Origin of the sequence: Paenibacillus tianjinensis (assembly GCF_017086365.1) — a bacterium.
Classification (GTDB): domain Bacteria; phylum Bacillota; class Bacilli; order Paenibacillales; family Paenibacillaceae; genus Paenibacillus_AQ; species Paenibacillus_AQ tianjinensis.
The window spans coordinates 4,234,475-4,247,342 of sequence record NZ_CP070969.1; the positions used below are offsets into that span (position 1 = coordinate 4,234,475).

At 33.7% G+C, this 12,868-nt stretch carries 19 protein-coding genes; all 19 read right to left on the reverse strand.

Annotation, left to right across the window (positions count from 1 at the left end; genetic code table 11):
* Positions 1-57: 57 nt before the first annotated feature.
* The 19 genes from JRJ22_RS19740 to JRJ22_RS19830 all read right to left on the reverse strand — a co-directional run bounded on the left by JRJ22_RS19740 (position 58) and on the right by JRJ22_RS19830 (position 12,774).
* Positions 58-306: a hypothetical protein gene (locus tag JRJ22_RS19740; RefSeq protein ID WP_206101130.1), complete on the reverse strand. Its 249-nt coding sequence runs from the start codon at positions 304-306 to the stop codon at positions 58-60.
* A gap of 200 nt (positions 307-506) precedes the next feature.
* On the reverse strand, positions 507-926 hold the full coding sequence (locus tag JRJ22_RS19745; protein ID WP_206101131.1) for a hypothetical protein: 420 nt from the start codon (positions 924-926) through the stop codon (positions 507-509).
* 390 nt (positions 927-1,316) lie between these two features.
* Positions 1,317-1,475 (reverse strand): hypothetical protein, encoded by a 159-nt coding sequence (locus JRJ22_RS19750; protein ID WP_206101132.1) that lies wholly within the window; start codon positions 1,473-1,475, stop codon positions 1,317-1,319.
* Positions 1,476-1,555: 80 nt separating this feature from the next.
* Entirely contained in the window at positions 1,556-1,840 is a 285-nt protein-coding gene (locus JRJ22_RS19755) for a hypothetical protein (RefSeq protein WP_206101133.1), read from the reverse strand.
* Between the two features lie 28 nt (positions 1,841-1,868).
* Complete coding sequence (locus JRJ22_RS19760) at positions 1,869-2,078, reverse strand: hypothetical protein (RefSeq protein ID WP_206101134.1); 210 nt, start codon at positions 2,076-2,078, stop codon at positions 1,869-1,871.
* 103 nt (positions 2,079-2,181) lie between these two features.
* A complete protein-coding gene (locus JRJ22_RS19765) occupies positions 2,182-2,634 on the reverse strand; it encodes a hypothetical protein (protein ID WP_206101135.1) in 453 nt (150 codons plus the stop codon).
* Between the two features lie 94 nt (positions 2,635-2,728).
* On the reverse strand, positions 2,729-2,884 hold the full coding sequence (locus tag JRJ22_RS19770) for a hypothetical protein (protein ID WP_206101136.1): 156 nt from the start codon (positions 2,882-2,884) through the stop codon (positions 2,729-2,731).
* A 28-nt stretch (positions 2,885-2,912) separates the two neighbouring features.
* Positions 2,913-3,077, reverse strand: a complete 165-nt coding sequence (locus JRJ22_RS19775; protein WP_206101137.1) for a hypothetical protein — start codon at positions 3,075-3,077, stop codon at positions 2,913-2,915.
* Positions 3,078-3,095: 18 nt separating this feature from the next.
* Entirely contained in the window at positions 3,096-4,529 is a 1,434-nt protein-coding gene (locus tag JRJ22_RS19780) for an LPD29 domain-containing protein (protein WP_206101138.1), read from the reverse strand.
* 88 nt (positions 4,530-4,617) lie between these two features.
* Entirely contained in the window at positions 4,618-5,505 is an 888-nt protein-coding gene (locus tag JRJ22_RS19785; RefSeq protein ID WP_206101139.1) for a hypothetical protein, read from the reverse strand.
* Between the two features lie 270 nt (positions 5,506-5,775).
* Positions 5,776-6,192, reverse strand: coding sequence for a hypothetical protein (locus tag JRJ22_RS19790; RefSeq protein WP_206101140.1), 417 nt, complete (start codon positions 6,190-6,192; stop codon positions 5,776-5,778).
* Positions 6,193-6,350: 158 nt separating this feature from the next.
* Positions 6,351-6,791 carry a hypothetical protein gene (locus JRJ22_RS19795; RefSeq protein WP_206101141.1) on the reverse strand — a complete coding sequence of 147 codons (441 nt, stop codon included), beginning with the start codon at positions 6,789-6,791 and terminating at the stop codon, positions 6,351-6,353.
* A 94-nt stretch (positions 6,792-6,885) separates the two neighbouring features.
* Positions 6,886-7,440 (reverse strand): hypothetical protein, encoded by a 555-nt coding sequence (locus tag JRJ22_RS19800; RefSeq protein WP_206101142.1) that lies wholly within the window; start codon positions 7,438-7,440, stop codon positions 6,886-6,888.
* A gap of 482 nt (positions 7,441-7,922) precedes the next feature.
* Entirely contained in the window at positions 7,923-8,843 is a 921-nt protein-coding gene (locus JRJ22_RS19805) for a hypothetical protein (protein WP_206101143.1), read from the reverse strand.
* Between the two features lie 294 nt (positions 8,844-9,137).
* Positions 9,138-9,353, reverse strand: coding sequence for a hypothetical protein (locus tag JRJ22_RS19810; protein WP_206101144.1), 216 nt, complete (start codon positions 9,351-9,353; stop codon positions 9,138-9,140).
* A gap of 7 nt (positions 9,354-9,360) precedes the next feature.
* The gene (locus JRJ22_RS19815; RefSeq protein WP_206101145.1) at positions 9,361-9,621 is read right to left on the reverse strand and encodes a hypothetical protein; all 261 of its coding nucleotides are present in this window, start codon (positions 9,619-9,621) and stop codon (positions 9,361-9,363) included.
* Between the two features lie 134 nt (positions 9,622-9,755).
* Entirely contained in the window at positions 9,756-10,250 is a 495-nt protein-coding gene (locus JRJ22_RS19820) for a hypothetical protein (RefSeq protein WP_206101146.1), read from the reverse strand.
* Between the two features lie 120 nt (positions 10,251-10,370).
* Entirely contained in the window at positions 10,371-11,729 is a 1,359-nt protein-coding gene (locus JRJ22_RS19825) for an LPD25 domain-containing protein (RefSeq protein WP_206101147.1), read from the reverse strand.
* A gap of 91 nt (positions 11,730-11,820) precedes the next feature.
* The gene (locus tag JRJ22_RS19830) at positions 11,821-12,774 is read right to left on the reverse strand and encodes an LPD29 domain-containing protein (protein ID WP_206101148.1); all 954 of its coding nucleotides are present in this window, start codon (positions 12,772-12,774) and stop codon (positions 11,821-11,823) included.
* Between the last annotated feature and the right edge of the window lie 94 nt (positions 12,775-12,868).

The window sequence follows — 12,868 nt, forward strand, 5'->3', positions numbered from 1 at the left end:
TTGCTTTATAGAATGAAAAACTCTTTTCATAACCACCCCCCTAGACATGAAAGATCATTAGAAAAAGCAATCAAGTTCATCATTTTTATTCTCCATTTCGTTAGAAGTAGATTCGAGTATATTGCAGTGCAGCAAAACAATAAGTCCGTCACTTGTTCCGCCATCCCAGAAGATCAGTTCGCCGTTTTGGGTTTCGCCTCTGAATAATGCCTTCTCATAGATGTTATATTCATCAGAAAACCCAACTTTCAGACTGTAATATTTTCCTTTTGTGTATTTTTTAGCTGATACGTTTTTAATTCCCATTCTTACCGCCTCCTATGTATTAACCTTATGAATACATCATATCACACATTTAAAGCTATGTATATATTTATTTATTAAAGTTACTATGAGAATATTTATACATTCTTTTGTATATTCTCATGAAAAATACGACACTTATAAACTAAGTATCGTATAAATATTCATCTAAAATTTGATGAAATCTTGTTTTTATGAAGTCTTTAGTTGTATACATGAATTAAACCTTTACTATCTCTTTTTGCCTTTATCTTTCCTGCTTCAGCGTCGCTTTTTATTCTGTCTACGTTGCACCATTCAAATCTAACTGAATCTATTTTTACTAACTCATAACCCTTTTCAAGTAAGAAAGATTTTGCTTCATCATTGATCAAAGTTTTTTGAATAAATCCAGTAATATTTCCATTCATCACTGGTGTTATATTGTATCCAGTAATATGAAATCCTTTTTCCATGATATCCACTCTCAAACTCGGAGTGCTCGATTTTGTTGCTTTTTTCTGAGGCTTGGAGCAACCTGCATGAGTTGCCTTTTGACCTTTGCTCCACTCAACATTTGAGCCAACTTCAATACCTTTGGAACAAACTGGGCAAATACTTGCAAATTTTGCTTTGATCACCATATTGACCGCCTCCTAATATGTATCTTCCTTATGAGTTAATTATATAACAGTCACAATATAAAGTCAACTATTAATATGTTTACTTATTAAAAGGCGAATGAAATATGGTTTTCATCAAACACATCATTAATTCATAAAAACGAAATTACTACTCTTCCGATAATCCATAACGGGAACCCAACAATAAAATTAATAACAAAGAAAGAAACCAAAAACCTGGTAGTAATATTTCTTCTTTCGCGTCCATTCAGTTTTACTTTAAATTTTCTATTGAATGTCGAAATCAACACCAGTAAAAACATAGTTCCAAACAAATACAATTCAAACATTTTTATTCCTCCTAATATGTATTTTTATTTTAATGAAATTATCATTTCGTTAGCTCCGACCTTAGCAATCAGAGCATTCGTCGCCTCCTTCTACCCACTTTTGGACAATTGATCTAAGCTCTTCTGTGCTGATATCGTCATCAAGCTCCATTACATCGACAATATCATTTTCAATGATTGCCACTTCAAGATCTTCACGAGTCATTTTTGCTAAATTCATATGTATCATCTCCGCTTCATTTGATATTTACATCATAGCACATATATTTATTGTTGTCTACATATATTTACTCATTAAACCTATTCGCATTCAAATTCATAAATCAACTTTCTTGCAATCCATCTATCAGACATTTCATCTATATGCATTTCATTGTAACCATCTTCAAACATTCCGTTACCTTGATACGCTGCCCACGCTCCATCTTCAGCAAGCTCCAGGAACACTCTGCGAAGCTCTGCCGATGTATACTCATTACACTTGATATCTCCGCATGTTGCAGCAGAAACGGCCCTAGACGCTCTCTTGATCAGAGTTTCGATTGGAGTTACTTTCTTAACTTGCGTTAGTATTGCAGTCGTCATATGTATCACCTCTTCATGATATTTTATTTTAGGCTGTTAACTCTTCATAAACTTGTTTAGCCATAATATTCATGGCTTCATCATTTCCGCTAATAGCCATCATCATTATTGTGTTTTTCGCCTGATTATATTCTTCACCAGTCAAACCCTGATTTTTTGCTGCTCTTTCAAATGCCCCAAGAAGATTTTTCGCTCTTTCGTCTTTATTTAGAATTTCAATAATTTTATCACTATACATATGTATCACCTCTTTATTAGGATATCTAAAGTATAACACACATTATAATGTTTTACAACATATATTTATTCCTTAAACCGTTTGAAATAAGTGTTTTATTAAATCACCATCCAGAAACAATCTTCCCTACATTCCCAACCTTAAGTGTATGACCTTTTGATTTGCTTCTGTATAGTCTTACTGTAATACTGTCTTCATTTTTTGCATAAACAGTACCTTTATAGGTATTCATACCAAAGAAGGAATCAATAGTATACTGTATCTTTTGACCAACTTCTAAACTCAACAATTCTTCTTTTTGAATAATGTCTTTTTCTAAATCAATTGCCAGATCAAATTTTTCGGCATATTCTAAAGCTTTTTCATACGGAATATTTGGTAAACAATAGTTGCCCCAACCTCTATAGTCGCCAAAACATCCCATATCGGTATTGTATATTTTAATTTTGTTATCTTTAATATCTTTAGTTATTTCTGCTCTAATATTGTTATACTCCTCTTCAGATTTACCATAAACATTAATTCTAGCAATTTTATTGTATTTAACATCATTCATAATAATTTTGCCTCCTATATGTATTACTTCATGAATCAATAATAACACATATCAAAATACATTACAATGTTTTTTATATTTACTCTTTACTCCATCAAGCACTAACCTTAATTTCCACAACATCGCCATAAATACAAATTACATCATGTTTGCAGCAAGTAGCAAGTTCTAATACCTTCAAATTATCACCTTCGCATTTCAAAATTACCGATCCGTCACGCTTAATAAGTTTGATTGTTTTTGTTTTCATTATATAAACACCTCTGTATATTTATTATTTAGTTGAATTTACAAGCCAATTCTAGTTGATCGGCAAATGACGGGTAGACGTCTGTCTGATTTAGTTTGTTGATTTTCTTTTTTAGTTTAGATTCATGCTGCATTGTTTTGGTAAAGTTTGATTTGTTGGGAATGGGGAGAATTTTGCTGATTGCTTGGATCATTGGAAAACCTCCTTTATGTCAAACGGCTTGATTAACAGCCTGTGAACGTATGAGATATGTTACATAATTCTTAGCATCTTCTAACGTGCTTGTTCCTTTTAAATTAGCATCAATTTCTTCGCCATTATTATCAAATATTCTAAAACGTCCCCAAATTTTTGTAATAGTATAGTATCCTGCATTATACGTTCTGAGGCGCTTTGTAAGCCCCAATAAGGTCATAACTTTCGTCTCGGAAGTAAAATGTACTGGTGCACTATCGGAGCTTACAGAATCGCTCACAGTCCGTTTAATTGCTTCTTGTTCTTGTTTGCGAATGGCATTATTAAACTGGTTTAATTTGCGTTCGAATTCTTCCGACAATTCAGAAAGTTTAGAAATCATGTTTCCATATCTGTCCTGCATTTTATTATATTTGTTAACATTCAGGCCACCTCTGCCCGTCACCATCCAACTAGGATTGTTAGCCTTGTGTCTAAGTGTTTTAAGATATTGCTCATAGTACCGTTTCTTGAATGATTGCAGGTACTTTTTAACTTGATACTGAATTGATTCTACACTAGTTGACTCAATTATTTTTACTGCTTCTGATTGGATTGATTGAAATGTGCTAATGCATTCCTTTTGATAATTAACCTCGAACATACTAGCCGAATTTAAACGGCTTTGTAGGTCGTCTGAAACGGTGTATAGTTCCAGGTCATCAATAATGATTTCTGGATATGTGTAAGGCGTTACGTCTTCTTGTGTGGCTTCTGGATGGCTGTCAGTGGATACTAAAGAATTAGCGAAAGCAATAGTTTTATCTGATTGTTTGGCATACCAGAATCCACGTTTAGACCAGCGAAAACCGTTAGACTTGAGCTGTGCAATTACTTCTGGCTCAGGTTTAGGGTCAAAACGTACTTCAATACCGTTCAATTCGTTGTTAAGCGTAACCGAAACCTGCAATTCACAGTTTTGCGTTATTGCTTCGTTATTTTCGCTAAGTTCAACTTTTTGTTGCGCTTCTTCTGTTGCTGTCACAGGTTCGAATCCTTCTGTTTGAATTTCTTCGACAGTATCAACCTCAACCGCTGTTGCGGCATTTTTCTCTTCCCACATTTGATTAACTACTTCGATAAATCCTCTATAATAATGAGTATGATTGTTTAATGCAAATTCGTTCATTCTGCTTTCAACTTCTTTTTTAAATTCTGGTGTATATTCAGCCGTTGCAAACACAAAAGTATTTCCTCCGCTCAAAACTTCGCCAGAATGATGATCATATGAGACGTTTTCATATTTCTTTACAATTGCATTAACAGCGTTAACACTCGGAAGGTTTTCCCATTTGACATTAATCGAACCACCGCCAGCAGATTTGCGAACCGAAAATTTAACATTTGGGAAAGTTGTTTTCAGTTCTTTTTTAATTGCGGCTGCTGTAGTTGCTGTCATTGTTTTTGTCATTTGTAAAACCTCCACGTGAATAATATGTATTAACTTCATAACTATATATTAAACCTTTATTAATGTATTGTCAACATATATTTATTTATTAAATAGCCTTATACACTCTCTTATTCATATTATCTATATGAATCCTATTCCACTCGTTCTTACGCTCTTCAATTTCAACCCTAGCCGCTCTGTAAGCTTCCGTAAGTTGATTTGATCTAATAGCCTGAGTGAGTCTGTCTATAACTTCAGGATCATTCGTATAGATTCTAAACACGTTAGATAGTGAATGAAAGTTTCCAAAGAAACAGGTCATGCCCTTATATTTTTTATTTTCATCTGTCCACATTTTAGGATTAAAATCTGTTGCAAAGTTACCATACTCTTCAAAAGTAGGATCTAGAGTATAAGTATTCATTTTTTCAATTAATGTATCAATTGTATCAGGAATAAAGCCGTAATGACGGGCATTATTGGACAGAATTTCTGTCGTGTGCACGACTTTTGTATTTTTATTATCAAGCGCAATAGAAACAGCATCAGGCGCTTCACAAACTTCTGTATCTGTCATTTCGGCTTCTTCTGTCATTACCTCAACAGCAGTCACCTCTTCAGTTACAACAGCCTGTGGAGGCTCGTATCCTTCTACAAATTGAAGAAAAGTAAATCCACCTTTCCAGAACATAAATTGCATTCCAAATTGATCATGATGTGTTCCTGCTTTAACTTCAGTGATCAGAGTTGTAGCATAGAGTAATTTATGACGGATAACAAAATCAAGGACAATTTTAAACTCTTCTTCTGTCCATTTGTAAAAAGGATCAGCAGAACCGCGAGGAGTTTTTGGACGAATATCAATTGCACCTTCTGCATATTTACGTTTGCAGATACGAATACATACAGTGAAAGGAATTTCTTCTTTTGCTGCTTTTTTGATTGCAGCATATTCTTCTGTATTGAGTCCGCGAACTGTGATTTGTTTTGTCATTTTAAAAACTCCTCTCGGCCTAGCCGCTATGTATTGTTCTTCTTGTCTATAATAATAATCGAATAATTAATTACTGTCAACTTATTTTTATTTATTAAATGAAAAAGAGATAATTCGCGTTCTCTCCCTAAGTAAAATCAACCATATTATATTTATACATTTTTATGTATATTATTCATTCAATATAGACTATTATTCATCAGACGATGTATATTCATACATTAAAAACATCATAAAACAAGTATTTCATCAAATCATCTTATGATAATTCTAAGCCGTAACCTTAGCCAAGTTTTGCCCCAAGCATAAATTTATATTTACTTCACTTCCTACAGGAATTAAATCCCTATCTGAAGCAAGAACCATATTAACAGGTGTTTCGAACCATTCGTGCATTTCGTCTAGAGCGACGCCGAACGAACCTATACTATATTTTCCGTTATTGCCGTATATATAGGGAGCGTTACTCTTTAACTCTACCATTTCATAACCCATATTAGAATTAACAATCCTGCGGATAGGCAGATCAAGAACTAAAGTATTAATCTTTGCATCATTGCGTTTAGCATAAAAATCAGCAGTTTCTTTGCTTAATGACCACCATGACAACATATGAGGAGCGTTATCATCTGCGCGATGCAATTCAACTTTTGCAGTCATGTTATCTTTATTAATACTGATGATCATATGTATCTGCTCCTTTTGAGATGGAAATGATTAATTTAACTTATAATTCATTTTAACATACTATTATATTTATTTCAATATATATTTACTTATTAAAAGGAAAATAGGTAAATAAAAAAGAACCCTGTTAAGGATTCTTCTTTGTTCAATATATTTATTTACACTGTATAACATTGCAGATTGATTTCGTTAACTACCTCATAAGCATGAGCAAAATCAGTAGTTATAAACTGTTTGCCGTGTCTATAGGCTGACAATTCCAGATTACGTTGTAAGCGTGCTTTACGGTCTCCTGTAGCGCGTTCTGCGTTGTTTGAACGCTGGATACCGTTATAGGTTGTGAAGTCGATATAGTGGCCTAATTCATGGCATAGAATGGCTTTAGCAGCATGAACGGGATCTAATGAATGTTTACGAGCATATTCGATAACATTAGATATATTTACTTCTATTTCAGACATGAAATCATCATAGAGGAATGATCCTAGTTCACAGTTATATGTATCTTTCAGATAGATGTTATGAATGGAGTTAGCAGAAAGAAAATCTTTAAGAATGTATTCGATTTCGGTGGCATTGATTTGAGTTAATGTTGACATTGTAACGGCCTCCTATGTGGTAAATGATTTAGGGTTAACGTTGATTAACTATCTAAAATCATTTTACCACATAGAATAATGATAATCAATATATTTATTCATTAACTTGAATCGGCTTCCACCATTTCATTCCTTCAAATGTCCAAAATCCTCCACCGCTTAAAATGGATTGTAAGGACTTTTTACCGCCTCCTGGCTGATAAGGTGCAATGCTATCAGCAAAGCCTAAGAAACCAAATACAGGATGATACAGAGCGAAACCTGAAGGCATAGTGTAGCTGTTTTTAGTGACAGCGAATTTCTGACCAGAAAGCTTAACGATCTGGAGTTCTGAGTTAATTTGTTCTGTTGTGAAAGTTGCAGCCATGTGCTTACGGATAATGTTAAGCATATTTGTATACATTCCCTCCGATTCAATAGCCTGAAACAGCTCAGAAGAGATAGTAATATCTGCATTGATCAACTCATTAACGAAAAGAGCCGAAGCCATTTCTTTAACTTCTGCAGAAAGAGAAGTAAACGGAACACCGTCAAATTCACTAAAAAGGATGTTGGCGAATGTATCAGAAAGAACATCAATTTGGTCAGCGGTTGACAGAGTAGAAAAGTTAGAAAGTGAAGGATATACGGAAATAGTTTGAGTTGTCATGTAAAAGGCTCCTTTCACCTCATCCGGTGTATCCGGCCTGTTGGCTGAAACATTGAACGGTGGATCATATGTATTGCTTATTGGTGATACCTTATTATAGCATTGTTATTATTATTTTGTCTACTTATATTTATTCATTAAACGTGAGAATGGGCGAGAATGACGGTTAAGATATTAATTATTGCATTGGGACGCTTCGTCCCGATGCGGGAACGGGCAGTGAAAGGCTCTCTAGAGCCTGAACAAGCGTGGCGGCTCTTGACCTTTGGTTTGTCTTTGTATTGTAAAGGTTGTCGCCTGGAAGCGTAATAAGGAATAAAATTTGTCTATTTGACAAGTGATATTGTGTAAAGTATGAATTAGTGTTTATGAAATTATCCTTTATTTATAAGGACTTTCATGGCAAAAGTACACTTAAAATTGTCGCACCTACCTAAATAATATATTTATATTATATAGCAGAGTGCGACAATTTTTGAAGTTTATTTGCTATTTTTATCAATTAAATCAATGCTTTTTATCTTATTTCTAATATCATTTTGATCATTATCAATAAGCATATCTACGAGTTTTTGATTATTTTTTAAATAATTAATTTGCTCTCTTGTTGTATATTTCTTCTTTCTTTCCCCTTCATCACTAATTAAAGATTTTGCTTTAACATGTCTTTTCTGTGCATTGTTTATTAACAAAATTTTAATATTTTCATTTACATTATCCTCCTTCAATAAACATTCATGTGCAGATAATGAATTTATTTCATCATAAATATCAGATATTGTGTCAAAGTTAAAAGTAAGTTTGTAGGATGGATAATAATATATGATGTTGTATTTATCAAAGATATATTCTTTTATCTTTTGTGTGTACTCCTTCCATTTACCAGATAAAAATGCTTCTTGTTTATTCTCTAACTCCATATCCTTTAGGGCTTGTATTTCTGATTTAAGTATCCATTTCTTTTCTTCGCTTGTCGCTGGCCTATGTTTTTTATAGACATTTCCTAACTCATAATTATATGTATTTTCTCCATATTCGTCCTTACCTGTAACAATTTCTTTTATGCTTACTCCGCTTTCTGATTCATTATGTTGAATATTAGAATCAATAACACATACAGTCATAACCTCTTCTTTAATCAACAAAGATTTCTTTCTAAGATTCTTAAAAGCAGTTTCTAAACTATTTGTTAATGAATCGTTTGACAATCCGTAAAACTCATTTATTTCCTCTTCTGAGATATCGGTCAGAATACTAAGTTTCGGCATGTGATATTTAGCATAATTATAATTCTTATTAACCATGTTCAAAATCATGAATATCTTACTTTTAGGTAAAATAACTTCACCTTTTTGGTCATTGACAAGAATATTAATTATCAACTCTTCTAGGTCATTGATCAAGCCATACCGAGTTATTTTCCCGCGAGGATTACGGTATATCTTCTCAATACTTATTTTGTGACCTATTTTTATATATGAGAAATAACGTTCCCACTCTTCAAACTGTAATTGCTTGGCTTGACCTGTTTTTACTGGTTCATTGACAAACGCGCATAACTCTTTATAGTTCCTGAATGTAAAACCCTTTTTAAGTTTAGATGTATCTATGTGAATGCCTCCCTTTTGATTATTATTGTGTTATTGAGTCGGTGAAAGAATATATGATAAAAAGGAGAACGGATTCTCCTTGAAAATTTATCTAATGTTCCAGCCATAACCTTCACTGTCATAGATAGAAAAATATTCATTTTGATTTGGATTATTAGAACTAGTTTTGCCCCTCTTTGTGAAAAGCGACTTTTTATATTTTGGATGAGAATAAATAATATTCTGTGCATCGCTGACTGATTCACATATTCCCAGGCGTTCACGGCAAAACCATACATTAAATTTAATAGTTTTATTATCCATATATTTATTAAGCCACCTTATTATATTTACCAATTACAATCTGCTGTTTGCCAAACTTGATAATAATCGAACCTTCTTTAAACTCCATCAATTTACCAATAGTCGAAAGCTTCATTTCTCCATCAAGAACGGTAATATATACTTTTGATCCACTTGTTTCCTTTACCTTGAATGCGTTAAATGACTTTTTAATTCCCCAGTCATTCGTATAAGATGAACGGTTACACGGAAGAATGTTATAGTTTAATTCAGTGATTTGGATTTTCATTATAGATCGTCTCCCTTTAGGAATATGTATTTGATTGGTTAAGAACATTGTAACATTTATTATGATGTATTTCAATATATTTATTTATTAACGCCTGAACCATTCAATGATTCAAGCGTTAATATTTTTACTTATTATCTGATTGCGTATTGCTTAGTGTTATTTACTTTTGTGCTGCCATAAGTGAAACGGATTTTTTCAATTTCTTGAGGCTTGCCATAGTATCCCTTTTTGGCCTTTTCCATGTGCCAGGAATACATTTTTTTAGAAGGACACCAGACAAAGTTGTTAGCTGTGAGATAAGATTTATATTTATATGTATTAATACCAGACACCCAGATCCATGTACCAATGACTTCGATATCAAGTGGTAAATGTGAAATGTTATTGATAACTGTTTTAAGTTCTTCAGAAACATGTAAGTTAAACTCTTCTTCTGTCTGGTTCTCGGTGTTGGAATGTTCATCTTTCTGGGAAGGAAGTTTTTTCATCATGGCTTCATATTCTGCAATGATAGCGACCATTTCATCATTAGAACCGCCAGCGTCTGGATGATTAATCTTAGCCAATTCGCGGAACAACTTTTTAGCCTCTTGTTTCGTTTTGCAGGATTGAAAATACTTTTTCATGATTAAAAACCTCCGAAAGTTTAGTTGGTTTGTGCTGTTAATATGTATTACCTTTATAAATACATTTTAGCACATACCAAATAATCTTTCAAGTGGTTTATTTATATTTATTTATTAAAGTTAGGCTGAATAAGATGATTCACTTTTAAAATATTTATCATAAACGGTTAATAAGTCGCTGTATAGTTTTGAAACATGGGAACCGCTGAAATAAGTATAAATACATTCACCGTTATAAAAGTATTTAGTGTAATATGAACCGCAATCACCGAGATCCTTTTTAGTGACTCCAAGTGAGTAAAGTTTAGTTTGCAAGGATTCAAATTTATGAATCAATTCTATTGTTTCGGCCTCTCTCTTATCTGCTGCTGATTGTTTGTTGCTGTGACGTTCTATGAGCCTGTTTAAAGCGTTTATACGTTCTTCTGAGTCTGAGGAATAAGGAATAGTAACAAGGTGATTATAATAGGCTGTAGCGTCCTGCAATGACATGTTACGTTTATTGGTTGTGTAGGCTGATTCCAGATCCATTAATTGATGATAAGATATGTTAGCTTTATTAGACAGGATCATAGACGTTGTTATATTGTTCTGAATAGCGTGATTATAGGCGTCTGAATAACTCGGGAAGGTGCCAGAGTATAAGAAGAATACTTCTGGTTCTGGAACGGTCTCAGAGGCTCCGGAAGAACGTTCAGAAGGTGCTGGGATGTTAGCTGCTAACTCTCTAATGATATCGTTATCCTGGCAAGTTTGATCTGATGGAGCGATATCCTCAAACAGATAAGTATTAAGCATAGTTTTAACCTCTTCTGTTTTAGCTTCATCCATTTTATAAACAGACAAGAGATAACCCTTATATTGTTCTTCTGACCAGTGAGAAGGCTTGCGAAGTCCTGCAATAGATTCATAGAAATTTTTAACATGTTCACCAATTGGATTATATTTATTAATAAGCGAAGGAGTGATGTCTATACGGCCTTCATGAGTGTAACCATCAGCCCATGTGATAGTGAAAGATGTTTTTGTGTATCCTTCTTCATTATGACGATACATGTCAGATGCAACGGAATGGATTAGTGAGTTAGTTTCTGTGAAGGTGGAAACTGTAGTATTGTCAGCGATGATATGGGAAGCTTCTGACCATTTAAATGTAATGGATTGGACTGGAATTGCAACAGGTGTATTAGTGGATTCAGTAACAGGAGTTTCATTGCTCAGATATTCGCCTGTTAGATCAATGTAGTAGCCTACATTGTGAATATCTGTTTGCTGTTCAATTACAATAACTTCCTTTACGTCAATCTGCTTCGTGTCACCATTCTCCCATTCAATAACAATGTCTTTTCCGTAAGAGTCAGAATATTCATTAATGATAATACCATAATCCCATCCAGCAGAACCCCAATTCCCGAATACTTTAAGGCCGATAAGGTTGGATGTGGCGAGATAGATAGATGATTGAGTTTGAATTGACATATGTATGATCCCCTTTGTGATGATAGAATGTATTAACTAACTAAGATCATTATAACATGATTGATTATTGATTGCAACTTATATTTATTTATTAAATTGATATACTGCTCCATTCTTTAATACTCTTATTAATACGTTGCAAATATTGTAATGCTGTTTCAATAAGACATGCTTCAGGGTTAAACTTTTCAATATTTGAACGTTCATAGAATTCACCAATGACAGATCCGTCTTTAACTCCGCTGACAACCCATGAACCGGAAAAATGGCCTAATTCTGGAATGTGGATAGTATTAGGCGTAACCGAATGGGAAGGTTTATGAGCGAGATTGTAATAAATAATACCTTTCTTTCTGTATTGATCAATAACGTTGTGAAGCTCGTCGAAGGTTACAAAGATTTGTTTAGCAGTGCTAACTGCATAATTAATATGTGAAAGGATTTCTATTTTATTATTTGTTAATCTAGTATATCCAACATGAACGCCATCAATGTGCAACTCGTGCAAGTTAAACATATTTGTTTCTTTAGTGCTTACACCTTGAATTGTGTTGATCTGGCCCATTAAAGTTGCATTGCTGTTTGTTGGCTCCTCTGCTGCTTCTGTTTGATCCGGTATCTCGTTAACTGCTGATTCTGTAATAACTTCTTCAGTCGCCGGAGTTACTGGAGCATTCTGTTCTTTCCAAATTTGATCAACAACTTTGCTGAAGCTTGAATTATAAAAACGGCTACCCTTAATTTCCTTACTTGCTTCACTCATGAGCGCTTCCACCTGCTCAATAAATTCAGGAGTATAATCCACAAAAGTAGAAATATAGGTATTCCCTCCGCTGAGGATCTCGTGAGTAACTTCACAACGGTTAATGTGAGAGTATTTATTAGTGATGGCCTCAACTGCTGCGACCGTAGGCAAGTTGTTCCATTCTACACTAATCGATGAACCAGTGCTATAAGATGAAGAACGAACGGAAAATTTAACACCAGGAAAAGTTGATTTAAGTTCCTTTTTAAGTTCTGCGGATACTGAAGATACTTTAGTCATATGTATAACCTCCTGTTATTTAACTTTATAATTCATTATAGCACACTATTATATATGTTGTATATATATTTATTTATTATGTTCCTTTTTTCTT

What these genes read in the sequence shown, in the direction of transcription:
- JRJ22_RS19825 (WP_206101147.1), bottom strand. Translation starts at nt 11,729, where the DNA reads ATGTCAATTCAAACTCAATCATCTATCTATCTCGCCACATCCAACCTT.
- JRJ22_RS19800 (WP_206101142.1), bottom strand. Translation starts at nt 7,440, where the DNA reads ATGACAACTCAAACTATTTCCGTATATCCTTCACTTTCTAACTTTTCT.
- JRJ22_RS19775 (WP_206101137.1), bottom strand. Translation starts at nt 3,077, where the DNA reads ATGATCCAAGCAATCAGCAAAATTCTCCCCATTCCCAACAAATCAAAC.
- JRJ22_RS19785 (WP_206101139.1), bottom strand. Translation starts at nt 5,505, where the DNA reads ATGACAAAACAAATCACAGTTCGCGGACTCAATACAGAAGAATATGCT.
- JRJ22_RS19765 (WP_206101135.1), bottom strand. Translation starts at nt 2,634, where the DNA reads ATGAATGATGTTAAATACAATAAAATTGCTAGAATTAATGTTTATGGT.
- JRJ22_RS19770 (WP_206101136.1), bottom strand. Translation starts at nt 2,884, where the DNA reads ATGAAAACAAAAACAATCAAACTTATTAAGCGTGACGGATCGGTAATT.
- JRJ22_RS19790 (WP_206101140.1), bottom strand. Translation starts at nt 6,192, where the DNA reads ATGATCATCAGTATTAATAAAGATAACATGACTGCAAAAGTTGAATTG.
- JRJ22_RS19830 (WP_206101148.1), bottom strand. Translation starts at nt 12,774, where the DNA reads ATGACTAAAGTATCTTCAGTATCCGCAGAACTTAAAAAGGAACTTAAA.
- JRJ22_RS19745 (WP_206101131.1), bottom strand. Translation starts at nt 926, where the DNA reads ATGGTGATCAAAGCAAAATTTGCAAGTATTTGCCCAGTTTGTTCCAAA.
- JRJ22_RS19810 (WP_206101144.1), bottom strand. Translation starts at nt 9,353, where the DNA reads ATGGATAATAAAACTATTAAATTTAATGTATGGTTTTGCCGTGAACGC.
- JRJ22_RS19815 (WP_206101145.1), bottom strand. Translation starts at nt 9,621, where the DNA reads ATGAAAATCCAAATCACTGAATTAAACTATAACATTCTTCCGTGTAAC.
- JRJ22_RS19755 (WP_206101133.1), bottom strand. Translation starts at nt 1,840, where the DNA reads ATGACGACTGCAATACTAACGCAAGTTAAGAAAGTAACTCCAATCGAA.
- JRJ22_RS19795 (WP_206101141.1), bottom strand. Translation starts at nt 6,791, where the DNA reads ATGTCAACATTAACTCAAATCAATGCCACCGAAATCGAATACATTCTT.
- JRJ22_RS19740 (WP_206101130.1), bottom strand. Translation starts at nt 306, where the DNA reads ATGGGAATTAAAAACGTATCAGCTAAAAAATACACAAAAGGAAAATAT.
- JRJ22_RS19780 (WP_206101138.1), bottom strand. Translation starts at nt 4,529, where the DNA reads ATGACAAAAACAATGACAGCAACTACAGCAGCCGCAATTAAAAAAGAA.
- JRJ22_RS19750 (WP_206101132.1), bottom strand. Translation starts at nt 1,475, where the DNA reads ATGAATTTAGCAAAAATGACTCGTGAAGATCTTGAAGTGGCAATCATT.
- JRJ22_RS19820 (WP_206101146.1), bottom strand. Translation starts at nt 10,250, where the DNA reads ATGAAAAAGTATTTTCAATCCTGCAAAACGAAACAAGAGGCTAAAAAG.
- JRJ22_RS19760 (WP_206101134.1), bottom strand. Translation starts at nt 2,078, where the DNA reads ATGTATAGTGATAAAATTATTGAAATTCTAAATAAAGACGAAAGAGCG.